Origin of the sequence: Lentzea sp. NPDC003310, from assembly GCF_040610935.1 — a bacterium.
Classification (GTDB): domain Bacteria; phylum Actinomycetota; class Actinomycetes; order Mycobacteriales; family Pseudonocardiaceae; genus Lentzea.
In genome coordinates, this window is the sequence record NZ_JBEXNC010000022.1 from 71,909 (window position 1) to 87,687 (window position 15,779).

At 69.3% G+C, this 15,779-nt stretch carries 14 protein-coding genes; 5 read left to right on the forward strand and 9 right to left on the reverse strand.

Annotated elements, in window-relative coordinates; translation table 11 throughout:
- Positions 1 to 84: 84 nt before the first annotated feature.
- Positions 85 to 2,067, reverse strand: coding sequence for an acetate--CoA ligase (gene acs / locus ABZX02_RS36940; protein ID WP_355305550.1), 1,983 nt, complete (start codon positions 2,065 to 2,067; stop codon positions 85 to 87).
- Positions 2,068 to 2,326: 259 nt separating this feature from the next.
- Between acs and ABZX02_RS36945 the strand changes: the two genes are divergently transcribed.
- A complete protein-coding gene (locus ABZX02_RS36945; protein WP_355305552.1) occupies positions 2,327 to 3,055 on the forward strand; it encodes an oxidoreductase in 729 nt (242 codons plus the stop codon).
- Here ABZX02_RS36945 and kynU read toward each other — a convergent pair.
- Both kynU and ABZX02_RS36955 read right to left on the reverse strand, forming a co-directional pair.
- Positions 3,048 to 4,148 carry a kynureninase gene (kynU, locus tag ABZX02_RS36950; RefSeq protein WP_355305554.1) on the reverse strand — a complete coding sequence of 367 codons (1,101 nt, stop codon included), beginning with the start codon at positions 4,146 to 4,148 and terminating at the stop codon, positions 3,048 to 3,050. The genes ABZX02_RS36945 and kynU overlap by 8 nt on opposite strands.
- Positions 4,145 to 4,960 carry a tryptophan 2,3-dioxygenase family protein gene (locus tag ABZX02_RS36955; RefSeq protein ID WP_355305556.1) on the reverse strand — a complete coding sequence of 272 codons (816 nt, stop codon included), beginning with the start codon at positions 4,958 to 4,960 and terminating at the stop codon, positions 4,145 to 4,147. Before ABZX02_RS36955 ends, kynU begins: the two co-directional genes overlap by 4 nt.
- A 106-nt stretch (positions 4,961 to 5,066) precedes the next feature.
- On the opposite strand from ABZX02_RS36955, the gene ABZX02_RS36960 reads away from it, so the two are divergent.
- The 3 genes from ABZX02_RS36960 to ABZX02_RS36970 are packed head-to-tail and all read left to right on the forward strand — an operon-like array spanning position 5,067 to position 7,107.
- The gene (locus ABZX02_RS36960; protein WP_211257779.1) at positions 5,067 to 5,507 is read left to right on the forward strand and encodes an Lrp/AsnC family transcriptional regulator; all 441 of its coding nucleotides are present in this window, start codon (positions 5,067 to 5,069) and stop codon (positions 5,505 to 5,507) included.
- 38 nt (positions 5,508 to 5,545) lie between these two features.
- Positions 5,546 to 5,977, forward strand: a complete 432-nt coding sequence (locus ABZX02_RS36965) for an Rrf2 family transcriptional regulator (RefSeq protein WP_355305558.1) — start codon at positions 5,546 to 5,548, stop codon at positions 5,975 to 5,977.
- Between the two features lie 11 nt (positions 5,978 to 5,988).
- Positions 5,989 to 7,107, forward strand: a complete 1,119-nt coding sequence (locus tag ABZX02_RS36970; protein ID WP_355305560.1) for a globin domain-containing protein — start codon at positions 5,989 to 5,991, stop codon at positions 7,105 to 7,107.
- Here ABZX02_RS36970 and ABZX02_RS36975 read toward each other — a convergent pair.
- The 3 genes from ABZX02_RS36975 to ABZX02_RS36985 all read right to left on the reverse strand — a co-directional run bounded on the left by ABZX02_RS36975 (position 7,096) and on the right by ABZX02_RS36985 (position 9,442).
- Positions 7,096 to 8,007: an N-acetylmuramic acid 6-phosphate etherase gene (locus ABZX02_RS36975; RefSeq protein ID WP_355305562.1), complete on the reverse strand. Its 912-nt coding sequence runs from the start codon at positions 8,005 to 8,007 to the stop codon at positions 7,096 to 7,098. The two genes, ABZX02_RS36970 and ABZX02_RS36975, sit on opposite strands and share 12 nt — an antisense overlap.
- Positions 8,004 to 8,924, reverse strand: a complete 921-nt coding sequence (locus ABZX02_RS36980; RefSeq protein ID WP_355305563.1) for a MurR/RpiR family transcriptional regulator — start codon at positions 8,922 to 8,924, stop codon at positions 8,004 to 8,006. The genes ABZX02_RS36975 and ABZX02_RS36980 overlap by 4 nt, the downstream gene beginning before the upstream one ends.
- Before the next feature lie 71 nt (positions 8,925 to 8,995).
- Complete coding sequence (locus ABZX02_RS36985; RefSeq protein ID WP_355305565.1) at positions 8,996 to 9,442, reverse strand: carboxymuconolactone decarboxylase family protein; 447 nt, start codon at positions 9,440 to 9,442, stop codon at positions 8,996 to 8,998.
- Between the two features lie 50 nt (positions 9,443 to 9,492).
- On the opposite strand from ABZX02_RS36985, the gene ABZX02_RS36990 reads away from it, so the two are divergent.
- Positions 9,493 to 10,830 (forward strand): PLP-dependent aminotransferase family protein, encoded by a 1,338-nt coding sequence (locus tag ABZX02_RS36990; protein ID WP_355305567.1) that lies wholly within the window; start codon positions 9,493 to 9,495, stop codon positions 10,828 to 10,830.
- Here ABZX02_RS36990 and ABZX02_RS36995 read toward each other — a convergent pair.
- From ABZX02_RS36995 to ABZX02_RS37005, 3 genes are read right to left on the reverse strand one after another with little or no spacing between them, the layout of a single operon-like run.
- On the reverse strand, positions 10,813 to 12,336 hold the full coding sequence (locus ABZX02_RS36995) for a serine hydrolase domain-containing protein (protein WP_355305569.1): 1,524 nt from the start codon (positions 12,334 to 12,336) through the stop codon (positions 10,813 to 10,815). The genes ABZX02_RS36990 and ABZX02_RS36995 overlap by 18 nt on opposite strands.
- A 7-nt stretch (positions 12,337 to 12,343) precedes the next feature.
- Positions 12,344 to 13,549 (reverse strand): DUF1343 domain-containing protein, encoded by a 1,206-nt coding sequence (locus tag ABZX02_RS37000; protein ID WP_355305571.1) that lies wholly within the window; start codon positions 13,547 to 13,549, stop codon positions 12,344 to 12,346.
- On the reverse strand, positions 13,546 to 15,144 hold the full coding sequence (locus ABZX02_RS37005; protein ID WP_355305573.1) for a glycoside hydrolase family 3 N-terminal domain-containing protein: 1,599 nt from the start codon (positions 15,142 to 15,144) through the stop codon (positions 13,546 to 13,548). Before ABZX02_RS37005 ends, ABZX02_RS37000 begins: the two co-directional genes overlap by 4 nt.
- Positions 15,145 to 15,779: the final 635 nt, after the last annotated feature.

Sequence of the window (15,779 nt, forward strand, 5' to 3'; positions counted from 1 at the left end):
GACTTCCCGGCTCACCCTGGTGGAATCCTAACGCGAACGGGCGTCCCCCGAGGAGGACGCCCGTCACGTTTGCGCAGATCAGTGTCAGTCCTCGGACTTGCCCGACTGCAGGCCCGCCGAGATCAGGTCCATCACCGACGAGTCGGCCAGCGTCGTCACGTCGCCGACCGTGCGGTTCTCCGCCACGTCGCGCAGCAGGCGGCGCATGATCTTGCCCGAGCGCGTCTTCGGCAGCTCCGGCACGACCATGATCTGGCGCGGCTTCGCGATCGGGCCGATCTCCTTGGCCACGTGGTCGCGCAGCGCCTTGATCGCCTCGGCGCCACCGGCGTCCGCACCCGCGCCACCGCGCAGGATCACGAACGCCACGATGCCCTGGCCGGTCGTCTCGTCGGACGCGCCGACGACGGCGGCCTCGGCCACGGTCGGGTGCGAGACGAGCGCCGACTCGACCTCGGTGGTCGAGATGCGGTGACCGGACACGTTCATCACGTCGTCGACGCGGCCGAGCAGCCAGATGTCGCCGTCGTTGTCGTACTTCGCGCCGTCACCGGCGAAGTAGAAGCCCTGCTCGCCGAAGCGCGACCAGTACGTGTCGCGGTAGCGCTCCTCGTCGCCCCAGATGCCGCGCAGCATCGACGGCCACGGCTCGTCCAGCACCAGGTAGCCACCGCCGCCGTGCTCGACCTCGACGCCCTCGTCGTTCACGACCTTCGCGCCGATGCCGGGCAGCGGCCGCTGCGCCGAACCGGGCTTGGTCGAGACGACGCCGGGCAGCGGCGAGATCATGATCGCGCCGGTCTCGGTCTGCCACCACGTGTCGACGATCGGGGCCTTGCCGCCGCCGACGTTCTCGCGGTACCAGATCCACGCCTCGGGGTTGATCGGCTCGCCGACCGAGCCCAGGACGCGCAGCGTCGAGAGGTCGTACTTGGCCGGGATGTCCGCGCCCCACTTCATGAAGGTGCGGATCAGCGTCGGCGCCGTGTAGTAGATGGAGACGCCGTACTTCTGCACGATGTCCCAGTGCCGGCCCTCGTTCGGGGTGTTCGGCGTGCCTTCGTAGACGACCTGCGTCACGCGGTTCGACAGCGGGCCGTAGACGATGTAGCTGTGGCCGGTGACCCAGCCGATGTCCGCGGTGCACCAGTAGACGTCGGTGTCCGGCTTGAGGTCGAACACGTAGTTGTGCGTGTACGACGCCTGCGTGAGGTAGCCGCCGGACGTGTGCAGGATGCCCTTCGGCTTCCCCGTGGTGCCCGAGGTGTAGAGGATGAAGAGCGGGTGCTCCGAGTCGAACGCCTCGGGGGTGTGCTGGTCGGACTGCGAGTCCACCAGCTCGTGCCACCAGACGTCCTTGTCGGTCCACGCGACCTCGGTGTCGGTGCGCTTGACGACGATGACCTTCTCCACCGACGGCGCGCCGGCGACGGCCTCGTCCACGGCGGGCTTGAGCGGCGCCGGGTTGCCGCGGCGGTACTGGCCGTCGGTCGTGATCACGAGGCGGCACGAGGAGTCCTCGATGCGGGTGCGCAGCGCCTCGGCGGAGAAGCCGCCGAACACGACGCTGTGCAGCGCGCCGACGCGGGCGCACGCGAGCATCGCGAAGATCGCCTCGGGGACCATCGGCATGTAGATCGCGACGCGGTCCTCGGCGCCGATCCCCAGCGACGTCAACGCGTTCGCGGCCTTGGAGACCTCGCGCTGCAGCTCGGCGTAGGTGATGGCGCGGGAATCGCCGGGCTCGCCCTCCCAGTGGATGGCGACCTGGTCGCCGTGGCCGGACTCGACGTGGCGGTCCACGCAGTTGTAGGCCACGTTGAGCTTGCCGCCGACGAACCACTTGGCGAAGGGGGCGTTCGACCAGTCGAGCACCTGGTCCCACTTGGTGTCCCAGTGCAACCGATCCGCCTGCTTCGCCCAGAACGCCTCGCGGTCGGCCTTCGCCTCCTCGTACAGCGCGGGCTGTGCGTTCGCCTGTGCCGCGAACTCGTCGGAAGGCGGGAACGTCCTGCTCTCCGTGAGCAGGTTGTCCAGAGCGTTGCCCTGGCCTGGCGACTGCGTCATGGTGCGAGACCTCCTGGAAAGTCCAGACCGGTTGGGGATGCGGGTACTGACCGTAGTGCGAGCCAGTTCACTTCCAACAGGTTCCTCCCCAAAAAGGTTCAGACCAATTTGGGGAGGTCGGTTACACGGCTGTCACGTTGTAACCCGTTTTGTCTGGTCCAGGCACGTGTGGCGCGTTGAACGGGCGAAGTTGCGCGCTCAACGGTCCGTCCAGTGAGCTGGGTCACCCGTTTCACCTGGTCAGGTACTCTGCGCGACCGTGACCGATCCTCTCGCTCCGCTGCTTTCCTTGCCCGGCGTGGCAGACGCCGCGAACGCCGCCAAGGACGCCGTCTTCCAGGTGCACCGCCATCGGGTGAACCTGCGCGGCTGGGCCACGACGGCCGCGGAGGCGTCCGTCCGAGCGGCCCGCGCGTCGGCGGCGCTGGAGGGCGGTCCGACCGAGATCCCGGAGTCCGGCGAGGTCACGGACCCGGTGCTGGCCGGCTCGTTGCGCGTCGCGGAGGCGTTGGGCGGCCTGGTGGCCACGTGGCAGCGCGCGCCGTTGCAGGCCCTCGCGCGGTTGCACGTCCTCGCCGCCGCCGACCTGACCACCGACGTCGGACGGCCGCGCGTGTCCGAGGACGTCTCGCAGCGGTTGGACATGCTCGGGTCGCTGGTCACCGGCGGGACGTCCGTGCCGGCGCCGATCGTCGTCGCGGTGGTGCACGGCGAACTGCTCGGTCTCGCGCCGTTCGACGTCGCCAACGGCGTGGTGGCGCGGGCCGCGGCACGGATGACGTCGATCTCGACAGGGCTCGACCCCAAGGGCCTCGGCGTGCCGGAGGTGGCGTGCCTGCGGCGGCCGGCCGAGTACGAGGCCGCGTCGGTGGCGTTCGCGTCGGGGTCCCTGGAGGGCTTGGCCCAGTGGATCCTGTTCGTGTGCTCGTCGTTGGAGGCGGGCGCCCGCGAGGCTCGCAGCATCGCGGACGCCGCGCTCGCTAGTTGACGATCTCGGCCAGCACCTCGGCGGCCCTGACCGCGTCCTCGTCGGTGACGTAGAGCGGGGCGAAGCCGAACCGGAGGATGTCCGGCGGCCGGTGGTCGCCGATGACGCCGCGCGCGATCAGCTCGTCCATCACGGCCCTGGCATCGGGGCAGCGGACGGAGATCTGGTTGCCGCGGTTGTCGGGCGTGATCACCTCGAGGGTCGTGAGCTTCTCGACGTGCTCGCGGAACAGCGCGGTGAGCTGGAGCCCGCGCTCGCGCAGTTCGACGAGGTCGACGTCGTCCCACACGTCCAGTGACGCGTCGAGGGCCAGCATCGAGAGGATGTCCGGCGTACCGACCCGTGCGCGCGCGATGCCGGGGTCCGGTTCGTAGGACGGCTTCATGCCGAACGGCTCGCGGTGGCCGTTCCAGCCCGAGAGCGGGTTCTCGAAGCTCGCCTGCTTGTGGTGAGGCACGTAGATGAACGCGGGCGAGCCCGGTCCGCCGTTGAGGAACTTGTAGGTGCAGCCGATCGCGAAGTCGACCCGGAGGGCGTCCAACTCGATGGGCAGCACGCCCGCGCTGTGGCAGAGGTCCCAGACGACCTGCGCGCCGGCGGCGTGGGCCTGCTCGGTGAGCGCCTTCATGTCGTGCAGCTCGCCGGTCCGGTAGTCGACCTGGTTGAGCAGCACCACGGCGGTGTCCTCGGTCAGGTCCAAAGAGGACGGATGCGCGGCCCGGATCTTCATGCCCGTCAACGAGGCCACGGACTGCGCGATGTAGCCGTCGGTCGGGAACGTCGACTCGTCGCACACGATCTCGGTGCGGTCGGTGCCCTTCACCGCGCCCATCAACGCCTTGAAGACGTTGACCGACGTCGAGTCGCCGACGACGACCTGACCGGGAGCGGCTCCGATCAGCCGGCCGACGCGGTCACCGACCCGTTGCGGCGTCTCCCACCAGCCCTCGCTCCACGACCGGATGAGCCGCGTGCCCCACTGGTGACCGATCACCTCCTGCATGCGCCCGGCGACGTGCTTCGGCAGCGCGCCCAGGGAGTTGCCGTCGAGGTAGACGACGCCTTCGGGGATATCGAACAGCTCGCGCCTCACACGTAGCTCCTCGCGGTCCACAGCTCGGGGAACACCGCACGCTGGGTGCGCTTCTCCAGCCATGCAACACCAGCGGAGCCGCCCGTGCCGACCTTGGAACCCATCGAACGACGGGTCGCGAGCAGGTGGTCGTAGCGCCAGCGCGCGAACTCCTCGGCGATGTCGGTCAGCGCCTCGCCCAGCTCCAGCAGGTCGCGGTCGTCACCGCGGTAGATCGCCGCCCACACCTGCTCAACCTCGGCCGACGGCTCGTAGGCCTGGGTGAGGTCGCGGTCCAGCACCGACTGCGGGATGTCGAAACCCTTGCGCTGCAACGCGGCCAGCACGTCGTCGTAGAGCGACGGCTCGCCGAGCGACTTCTCCAGCTGGTCGTGCATCGCGGGCACCGCGCGGTGCGGCACCAGCATCGACCGGGACTTCTCGCCGAGCAGGAACTCCATCTCGCGGTACATGCCGCTCTGGAACCCGGAGCCCTCACCGAGTGCGTCGCGGAACGAGTTGAACTCGGTGGGCGTCATGCGGGCGATCGGCCGCCACGCGGCGGAGAGGGCCTGGAGGTGCAGGTCGGAGCGGCGCAGCGTGCGGACGGCGGCGCGCAGGTCGTCGGCGCGCAGCTCGGTCTGGGCCTGGCGCCACTCGAAGCAGAGCAGGCCGAAGTACAGCTCCATCACCTGCGTGATGACCAGGAACGACATCTCGCGGGGATCTTTGGACCACTGCTGTTGAAGGGTGTGCAGCACCGACGCGTGCACGTAGTCCTCGTACGGCGTGGTGCCGCCGAAATCCAGCTTCGGGGAGACGGGGCAGCTCATGGTCCCAATCGTCCTGCCTGGGCCTCGTCACCTGAATGGGCGACGAAAGGCGTTCGCCCCGAAGTTCTTCCGATCGCAAAACAGATCGCCGAGTAGCTTTGCGTTCATGTTGGACGAGGTGGACAAGGCCCTGTTGGAGGCGCTCCAAGAGGATGCGCGCCTGTCGTACAACGAGCTCGCGCGCCGGGTCCACGTCTCACCGCCGACGGTCGCGCAGCGGGTCCGGCGGCTGGAGAACATGGGCGCGATCACCGGCTACCGCGCCGTGGTCGACCCGACCGTCGTCGGACGTCCGGTCGTCGCGCTGGTGCGCATGAAGTGCTACGGCCCCCGGTGCATCACCGTGCACCCCGAACTGCTCGACGACCTGCCCGAGGTGGTCGAGGTCGTGCGGCTGACCGGCGACATCTGCTCGGTGGTGAAGGTCGTCACCACGTCCATCGTGGAGTTGGAACGGCTGCTGGTCCGGCTGGCCGCACACGGGGAGACGTCCAGCGCAATGGTGCTGTCGACGCCGATCCCGTGGCGCCCGGTGTTGCCCGGATAACATGCATCTGAGATTCCAATTAAGCTAACGTCAGCTCCGTGAGGCTGACCAAGAGCACCGACATCGCGTTGCGGATCGTGATGCGGCTGGCCGTCGCCGGCCCGGCGAACCCGACCACTCGGGACGTCGCCGAGGTCATGGGCGTGCAGTACACGCACGCGGCCAAGGTCGTCGCCCAGTTGCAGCACCTCGGCGTCGTGGAGGCGCGGCGCGGCCGGGGCGGTGGGCTCGCGCTCACCGCCGAGGGCCGGGCCGGGTCGATCGGCGGGTTGGTGCGCCGGCTGGAGGGTGTCGGCGACGTCGTGGACTGCGAAGGCGACGTGCCGTGCCCGTTGGCCGCGGCCTGCCGGTTGCGGCACGCGCTGCGCCGGGCCCAGGAAGCTTTCTACGCCTCGCTCGATCCACTGCGCGTCGAGGACCTCGTCGCCGATCCCACCGGTCCCGTTCTGCTCACGCTGGGGCAGAAGTGAGGAGCACGTCGATGTTGTCCCCGAAGTCCACCGAACTCGTGGCAGCGACCCTGCCCGCCGTCGGCGCCGCGATCGGCGAGATCAGCGCGTTGTTCTACGAGCGCATGTTCGCCGAGCACCCGATGCTGCTGCGCGACATGTTCAACCGAGGCAACCAGGCCAACGGCACCCAGGCGCAGGCGCTGGCCGGTTCGATCGCCGCGTTCGCGTCCGGGCTGCTCGCCGGGCAGACGCCCGACGGGATGCTGCGGCGCATCGCCCACAAGCACGTGTCGGTCGGCGTCACGCCCGGTCAGTACGCGGTGGTGCACAAGCACCTGCTGGGTGCCGTCGCCGAGGTGCTGGACGTCTCGGCGGAGGTCGGCGAGGCCTGGAGCGAGGTGTACTGGCTGATGGCCGACACGCTGATCGGCCTCGAGCGGTTCCTGCCGCAGGGACAGCAGGAGCACCGGGTGATCGCGCGGTTCCAGGAGACCGACGACGTGGTGACGTTCGTGGTCAGGCCGCTCGACGGCCAGGTGCGCGCGGGCGAGCCGGGCCAGTACGTGTCGGTGCAGGTGCCGCTCGCCGACGGGGCCCGGCAGATCCGCCAGTACAGCCTGTCCGGACGGTCCGACGACGCGCTGCTGTTCTCGGTGAAGCGCGACGGCGAGGTCTCGAACCACCTGCACGACAACGTGCCGGTCGGCGGCACCGTGCTGGTCAGCCAGCCCGCCGGGGACCTCACGCTGCAGGACGGCGACGGCCCGGTGCTGCTCGCGTCGGCCGGCATCGGCTGCACACCGATGATCGCGATGCTCGCCGAGCTGGCCTTCACCGACTCGCCCCGGCGGGTCATCGCGGTGCACGGCGACCGCGACCAGCTCACGCACCCGTTCCGCGCCGAGCTCGCTCAGCTCACCGCCAAGCTGGCGGACGCGCGGGCGCACGTCTTCTACGAGCGGCCGATCGGGGAGTGGCCCGCGGACCGGACCGGGTACGTCGACCTCGCCGGCGTCGAGGTGCCCGCGGACACCACCGCCTACCTGTGCGGGCCGGTGCCGTTCCTGCGCGCGATGCGGGCCCAGCTGCTCGCGATGGGCGTCACGGACATCCACTACGAGGTCTTCGGCCCCGACCTAGCCGGCTAGCCGGTCCAGGGCGTTGCGGACGTGGCCCTTGGTGTCCTCCAGGGCGGCGGCCGCACGTTCGGTCGGTTCACCCGACAACAGGTGCACCAACGCCACCTTGAGGTCACCGGACGCGTCCGCCAGCGCCTGCTCGCAGGCGTTCTCGGGCTGGCCGGTGGCCTCGTGCAGGATCCGGATCGTCCGGCCGCGCAGCTTCGCGTTGGTGGCGCGCATGCTGACCATCAGGTTCGAGTAGGTGCGGCCGAGCTTGACCATCACCGCGGTGGAGAACGAGGTCAGGACGAGCTTCTGGGCCGATCCCGCCTTCATCCGGGTGGACCCGGCGATGGCCTCGGGACCGGTGTCGAGCACGACCAGGACGTCCGGCGTGAACGGCACCGAGGCGTTGTTCGACACCAGCACGGTGTGGGCGCCAAGCGCTTGCGCCTCCTGCAGCGCGCCGATCACGAACGGCGTGCGCCCGGACGCCGCGATGCCCACGACCAGGTCCTTCGCCGTGGCGTGGCGGCGGATCTGGGCGGCACCGGAGTGGTCCTCCACCTCTTCGACGGCGCGGACGAGGGCTTCCGCACCCCCTGCGTGGTGGGCGACGAACCAGTCGGGCGGGGCGTTGAACGTGGGGACGAGTTCCGCCGCGTCCAGGGTGGCCAGGCGGCCGGACGTGCCGGCGCCGACGTAGTGGACGCGGCCGCCGGACATGATCGCCGCGACGCCGAGGTCGACGGCTCTGGCCAGGTCCGGCAGCGCCTCCGCGACCGCGGCGGGAACCGTGCGGTCCTCGTCGTTGATCATGCGCAGCACGTCGATCGTGGGTACCCGGTCGATGTCCGCGGTGCGCGGGTTCCGTTGCTCGGTCGGAGATTCCACACGCACCACCACACCGTTCCGGGGGGAGATCATTTAGTCGTCTCCCGCGGCCTGCGCCGGCCGTCTGGTCTGGCGCCGAGCCGGTGGCCGGACACCGCCTCGTAGGTCGCCTCCAGCGCCGTCTTCGCCGTGTCGACGTGGTGCTGGGCGACGCCGATGAACAGGCAGTCGATCACCGTGAGCTGCGCGATGCGGCTCGCCATCGCGCCGGAGCGGAACGTGGTCTCGCGCGCGGCCGTGGTCAGCACGTGGTCGGCGACCTCGGTGATGGGCGACCGCGGGAAGTTCGTCAGCGCGACGGTCGTGGCGCCGGTCTCGCGGGCGACGCGCAGCGCCTCCACGGTCTCCGCGGTCGAGCCGGTGTGCGAGATGCCCACGGCGACGTCCGCGCCGGTCAGCACGGCGGCCGACGTCAACGCGATGTGCGTGTCGTTCCACGCGAAGCACGTGAGCCCTATGCGGTGCAGCTTCTGCTGCAGGTCGAACGCCACGAACGCGGAAGCGCCGAAACCGTAGACGTCCACGCGACGGGCGCCCGCGACCGCTTGGACGACCTTGTCGAGCGACTCGACGTCGAGCTGCTCGGCGGTCTCCTCGACGGCGCGGGCATCGGCGAACGCGACCTTGCCGACGACCTGCCTCAGGTCGTCGCCCGGTCCGATGTCGCCACCCATGTCGTGGTTGGCCCTGGCCTGGCTGCGGGCCGTGTCCGCGGCGAGCGCGATGCGCAGCTCCGGGTACCCGCCGACGCCGATGGCCTTGCAGAACCGCGTCACCGTCGTCTCGCTGGTGCCCGCCTGCTCGGCGACCTCGGTGATGCTGCGGTGCGCGACCGTCGCCGGGTTCTCCAGCACCACCTTCGCGACGCGCTGCTCGGCGCGCGCGAGACCCGGCAGCAACGACCGGATCTTCACCAGCGGACTGGACTCGGCACTGCTCTCAGTGGACACGTGGGAAACTTACTAACCGCCACTGCGACGGTCAACGGACTGTGTCCGAAAGTCACTCTGTCGGCGCGGACCTAGTGGACGTCCGGCTTCTTGCGGGTCGACACGGCGATCCGGTTCCACGCGTTGATGGTGAAGATCAACGCGATGAGCTGCGCGAGCTCCTCCTCGCCGAAGTGCTGCGCGGCCCGTTCGTAGACCTCGTCGCTCACGTACTCGTGGCTGCTCAGGACCGTGATGGCCTCGGTGAGCCGCAGCGCCGCCTGCTCCTTCTCGGTGTAGAGGTCGCCGGCCTCCTCCCACGCGTTGAGGAGGTAGATGCGCGCCTCGGTCTCGCCACCCTTGCGTGCGTCCACGGTGTGCATGTTGAGGCAGTAGGCGCAGTGGTTGAGCTGTGAGGCGCGGATGCGGACCAGCTCGGCGAGCTGCTCGTCGAGGCCCTCGCGGGCGGCGGCGTCGAGGGCGATCATGGCGCGGTAGACCTTCGGGGCCTTCTTGGCGAGGTCGATGCGGTTCGTCATGACCAGAAATCTATGACCGGCATTGGCCCGGGGCGTGGTGCAATCTTCACGTGGAATCGTGGGCCAATCTCGACTTCCACCTGGACCTGTCCGGTCCGGGTGGCCTGCGGCAGCGCTTGACGGCGTCGCTGCGCGAAGCGGTCCGGTCGGCGCGCCTGCCGCCGGGGACGCGGCTACCGGCCTCGCGCTCGCTCGCGGCGGACCTCGGGATCGCGCGCAACACCGTCGCCGAGGCCTACGCCGAGCTGGTGGCGGAAGGCTGGCTGACCGCGCGTCAGGGGTCCGGGACCGTTGTCGCGCAACGGGTCGCGCCGCCGGCGCCGGTGACGAGGCGTGGTCGTGCCGACGACGTGCGGTTCGACCTCACGGTGTCGACGCCGGACGTCACGGAGTTCCCGCGCGCGGAGTGGGTCCGGTCGACGCGGCGGGCGCTGATGGCAGCACCCGCGGACGCGTTCGGGCCGGGGGACCCGCAGGGGCGGATCGAGCTGCGCACGGCGCTGGCCGAGTACCTGGCGCGGGCGCGCGGGGTGCGGGCCGATCCCGAACGGATCGTGGTGTGCTCGGGGTTCGGCGGTGCGGTTCAGATGTTCGACCGGCTCCTGGAGCCGCCGGTCGTCGTCGAGGAGTACGGGCTGGGCTTCCACCGGTCGCTGTGGACGTCCACGGTGCCGTTGGCGGTGGACGACCACGGCGCGAACACCGAGCAGTTGCCCGACGAGGTGCGTGCGTGTGTGTTGACACCGGCGCACCAGTTCCCGCTGGGCGGTCCGTTGCACCCACGACGGCGTGCATCGGCCGTGGAGTGGGCACGGCGCGTGAACGGCCTTGTGCTGGAAGACGATTACGACGGCGAGTTCCGCTACGACCGGCAACCCGTCGGCGCGGTGCAGGGCCTCGATCCCGAGCACGTCGTGTACCTGGGCACGTCGAGCAAGGCGTTGTCGCCGGCGTTGCGGATCGCGTGGATGGTGCTGCCGGACCGGTTCGTGGATCCGGTGCTGGCACTGAAGACCGACCGCGAGCAGCACATCAGCATGCTCGACCAGTTGACGTTGGCTGACTTCTTGTCGTGCGGTGCCTACGACAGCCATGTGCGTCGGATGCGACTCAAGTACCAGAGGCGGCGGGATCGGCTCGTGGAGGCTGTTTCGCCGTACGCGTCGGTGTCCGGCATCGCAGCTGGAATGCACGCAGTGCTTGATACGCCTTATGAAAAGGAGATCGTGGAGACCGCGCGTGAGCGTGGCATGAAGCTCAGCCCTCTCTCGTGGTTCCGCCACGAGCTGAGCGACGACGACCGCACGGGGATCGTGGTGAGCTTCGGAGCGCCCGCGTTCCCACGGGCGCTCCCGCTGTTCACCGAGGTGCTAGCGGCGTGCCACTGACCAGCCGTCGGCCGTGACGTCGCCACGTGCGTGCACGTAGACACCGCGGCCGTTGTACTGGCCTGCCTTGGTGTAGACGAACCTGGTCTTCACGGATTCCGTTGGCACCCAACGGCGTCCGGTCGTGGTGATGGTGCGCGCGTCCTGCCAGTCCGTGCCGTTCCAGTGCTGGACCGTCAGCTTGTCGCCCTTGTCGACGTCCACGAAGACCTCGACGGGGCGTTCCGCGGTGAGAGCGCCGCCGGAAGTCGTTGCACGCCACTGCTTTCCGTGCGACTTCACGGCGAGCGCGTTCGCCAGGCCGTCGGCGGCGGCGCGGCGGGCCGGGTTGACGCTGCCCCAGTCACGGCTCGGGTGCACGCGGTTGGTCAGCAGGATCGCGATCGAGCGCGAGGCCTTGTCGATCACGAACGACGTGCCGGTGTACCCCGTGTGACCTGCGGTTCCCATGCCGCTCAACGCGCCCATGTACCAGCGTTGGTCGAGCTCGAAGCCGAGGCCGTGGGCGTTGTCCGGGAACTGCTGGTTGAAGTTCGTGAGCATCAACTCGACGGAGTGCTCGCTGAGGATCCGGCGGCCGGCGTAGGTGCCGCCGTTGAGGATCGTCTGGCCGAGCACGGCCAGGTCTTTGGCCGTGCCGAACACACCGGCGTGGCCGGCGACTCCTCCGAGGGACCACGCGTTCTCGTCGTGCACCTCGCCGCGCACGATGCCGCGCGGCGGTGAGGACTGGAACTCCGTCGCGGCCGTGCGGTCCTTCTCGGTCGGGTTGTAGCCGGTGTCCTTCATGCCGAGCGGCCTGGTGATGCCGTCCCTGACCGCCTGGTCGAGCTTCTTGCCGCTCACCTTGAAGACCAGTTCGCCGAGCGTGATCAGGTTCAGGTCGGAGTAGACGTACGTGGTGCCGGGCGTGGACTTCGGCTTCACGTCCATGACGGCTTTGATGCGTGTGGCGACGTCCGGGTACTTCTGCCACAAGGGGATGAACGGCTCAAGGCCGCTCGTGTGTGTGAGGAGCTGCTTGACGGTGATGTTCTCCTTGCCGTTCACGCCGAACTCGGGCAGGTAGGTGGCGACGCGTTCGTCGATGGCGACGCGCCCCTGTTCGACCTGCTGGATCACCGCGATCGACGTGAAGAGCTTGGAGATGGAGGCGAAGTCGAAGATCGTGTCCTTGCGCATCGGGACGCGTTCGTCTTCGGGCAGCTGGGTCTGCTGGTCCTGGTAGAGCACCGCGTAACCGGTGCGGTCGTGCGTGACGATCTTGCCGTCGTGCACGTACATCGTGACCGCGCCGGCGTAGAGCGGCTTGCCGTTGGCCTGGGGTTTCGTGAAGTCGCGGAGCTGGCCAAGGGCCGCGTTGATCGGCTCCGGGTCGAGGCCCGCGAAGAACGGGTTCGACTGGCGCAGCGTCGTCCACTGCGGTGCGAAGCCGTCCTGGGGCTGGTCGAAGTGGCCGGGGGCCGCCGTCGTCACGAGCGCGACGGCCAGGGCAGGGATGAGCATGGCGTCCTCACCGGTAGCGCAGGTAGGGCAGGCGGGTGCGGCGGAACTGCTGGAGCTCCTGCTGCCACGCACCGACGACCTCGGCCAGGGGCGCCCCGGCGTCGATCATCGTGCGCAGCCGGTCGGAGCCGCTGAGCTTGTCGATCCAGTTGTCGGGACGCCACGCGAAGATGCTCGGGTACAGCGACTTCGCGGTGATCAGCATGGCGACGGCGGCCTTGATCGCGTCGAACTCCCGCGGGTCGGTGACGTGCAGGGTGACACCACCGCAGGTCTTGCCCTGGAACTTGTTGAACGTGGGCGAGAAGTAGGTCTCGCGGAACCGCACGCCGTCGAGGCCCGACGCGTTCAGCGCCTCGGCCCAGCGCCAGTCGATGCCCGGCGCGCCGACGGTCTCGAACGGGCGGGTGGTGCCGCGGCCCTCGGACAGGACCGTGCCCTCGAACATGCACGTGCCGGGGTAGACCAGCGCGGTGTCCTGGGTCGGCATGTTCGGGCTCGGCGGCACCCACGGCAGACCGGTGTCGAGCTGGGAACGGCGCCAGCCCTGGACGTTGACCACCTCGAGGTCCGTCTTGAGGCCGAACTCGCCCTGGAAGAAGCGGGCGAGTTCGCCGACCGTCATGCCGTGCTGCTGCACGATCGGCTTGAGGCCGACGAAGGTGGCGTAGGCGGGGTCGAGCTGCGGGCCGTTCGCCGTGCCACCGATGGGGTTCGGGCGGTCGAGGACGATGAAGTCCAGGCCCTCCGCCGCTTCCATCGCCTGGTAGAGCGACCAGATGTACGTGTAGAAGCGCGCGCCTACGTCCGCGATGTCGAACACGACCGTGTCGACGCCTGCTTTCGTGAACATCGCACGGATCTTCGCGGGGTTGGCCTGGTACGTGTCGTAGACCGGGATACCGGTGCGTGGGTCCGCGTAGTCGCCTTCGGAGCCGCCTGCCTGTGCGGTGCCTCGGAAGCCGTGTTCCGGCCCGAACACGGCGGTCGGCCTCGCGCCGTGCGCGACCATCGAGTCGACGATGTGCGTCTGGTCCTTGAGGATGCCCGTCGGGTTCGTCAGCACGCCGACCTTGCGGCCCTTGAGCTTGCGCCAGCCGTCCCGGGCGAGCTGCTCGGAAGCGGTGGCGAGCTTCGGGGCCGCGGTGGCCGTGCTCGCGCTGACGAGGGGGACGGACAGGGCGCCTGCCGCGAGGAAGCTCCGCCTTCTCACCAGGTCACCCCGTGGCCGAACGGGTAGGGGGTGGGGCCGGGCACGTCGACCGGGAGCTTGCCCTGCGGCTTGACCTCGCCGAGCAGGACCTTGGCCAGCGCCTCCATCGAGACCGTGGTGGTCGAGTAGGTGGCGAGCCACGTCTTGGCGCCGCTGTGCGCGACGTCGTACGGGTTGGCGGTGGCGGCCGCGACCACGGGCTTGCCGGTGGCGACGAGCTGGTTGATCAGCTCGACCTGGGCGGGCCTGGTGCTCGCGTTGTTGGTGAGCACGACGATCTTGTCCGCGTTCGCCGCCGCGGCCACGGCCTGCTGGATCTGCGCGGCCGTGGGGCTCGTCCCGGTGACGAACTTCGTGCCCTTGAGGCGCGTGGCCAGTGCGGACGTGGTCGCGTCGCTCGTCCCGACGACCAGGGGAGCGGTGGCGTTCAGCGGGAGCGCCTGACCGTCGTTGCGGACGACCGTGATGGAACGGTCGGCGATGGCCTGGGCCTGCTGGGTGTTGGAGCCGACGACCTGGTCGACCTTGTTCACGTCGACCTCGGCGGTGAGCATGACGCCGCGCAGCAGCTTCATCTTGAGGATGCGCAGCACGCTCTGGTCGATGCGCTGCTCGCTGATCTCGCCGCTGCGGACGGCCTTGACGACGCTGTCGATCGCGCCGCCGAGGTTCGGCGGCATCAGCAGTTGGTCCACGCCCGCCTTGATGGCCAGCACCGGGATCTCGGCGTCGGAGTGCAGCTTGCGCACACCTGCCATCTCCAGCGAGTCCGTGACGACCACGCCGTCGTACTTCAGCTCCTCGCGCAGCAGCCCAGTGATGATCTTCGGGCTGAGCGTGGCCGGGTTGCCCGAGGGGTCGATCTGCGGCACCTGGATGTGCGCGGTCATGATCGAGTCGATCTTGGCGTCGATGGCGGCCTTGAACGGCGGCGCGTCGATCTGGCGCCACTGGTCGAGGCTGCGGTTCGAGACCGGCAGGGCGGTGTGGCTGTCCTCGGACGTGTCACCGTGGCCGGGGAAGTGCTTGGCTGTCGAGGTCACCGAGCTCATGTCGAACCAGCGGCGGCCCTCGTAGCCCCTGACCTGGGCAGCGGTCATGTCGGCCGCGAGCTTCGGGTCGCTCGAGAAGCTGCGCACGCCGATGATCGGGTTCGCCGGGTTCGAGTTGACGTCGGCGTCCGGCGCGAAGTCCTGGTTGATGCCCATCGCGCGGAGCTCCGAGCCCGTGATGCGGGCGGCCTCCTCGGCGTCCTTGGTGCTCCGGCCCGCGCCGAGGGCCATGTTGCCCGGCAGCTGGGTGGCCGGCGGGCCGATCCGCGTGACGACGCCCATCTCCTGGTCGATCGAGATGAGCAGGGGGATCTTGCTGGCCTTCTGCAGGCCGTTCGAGAGCTCCGCGATCTGCTTCGGGGTGTCGATGTTGTCGCGGCTCGAGTTGTTGAAGTAGATGACGCCGCCCGGCTGGTACTTGCGCACCATGTCCGCGGCCGTGGCCACGCCGAAGTCGGTCTGGTTCTTGGGGTGCGGGACGTCGGCGGCCTGGCCGTTGACGTACGTGACGAAGAGCTGGCCGACCTTCTGTTCCAGCGACATCCCGCGGAGCGTGGTCACAGAGGCGTCCGCTCTCGCCACCGGCGTGAGGGCGACCATGGCTGTGACCAGCGTCAACGCGGCGATTTTCCGCACTTGTCCGTGCCTCCCGGTGATGTTCCCACAGGTAACTGGCGCATTTCGCAAGTTACTCACAGCTGCGTGGTGGGTCAACGGGGGCACATTGTGCCGGGTGGTGCCAAAGACCTGCCTAACAAGCAGACGGGGCACCCTCGGAAGGGTGCCCCGTCTTCAGCGCGGGCTTGCGAGTTACCAAGCGTGCAACTCCAGTCGTACAACCCTGGCCTCGGCGTCCGGCGTCCCGGTACGCAGGCCCTAGACGACAAGCCTCCCGCGGCGTGCTGCGCGTGGGTACTCGAAGTCCGCGCACGGAGCCCTGCCGGGGTGGATTCTGGCTTCTCTTCGCCAGGTCCCTGGCCGACCCGAGGTCCGCACCACCCATTTAAGTGCGTGGGCCGGGTCACAGCAAGGGCTCGGACGGGTGCACCGTTCAAGCCACGTTCAGTAAGGAAAGTACTGGCGTTTCTGGATTTGTGAGCGCGTGTTCGCGTTCGGGTACCGCCGGCCGGGCGGTGCCGTGCACCCACGCGGGCACCACGTGCGCGGGGCGTTGCCGC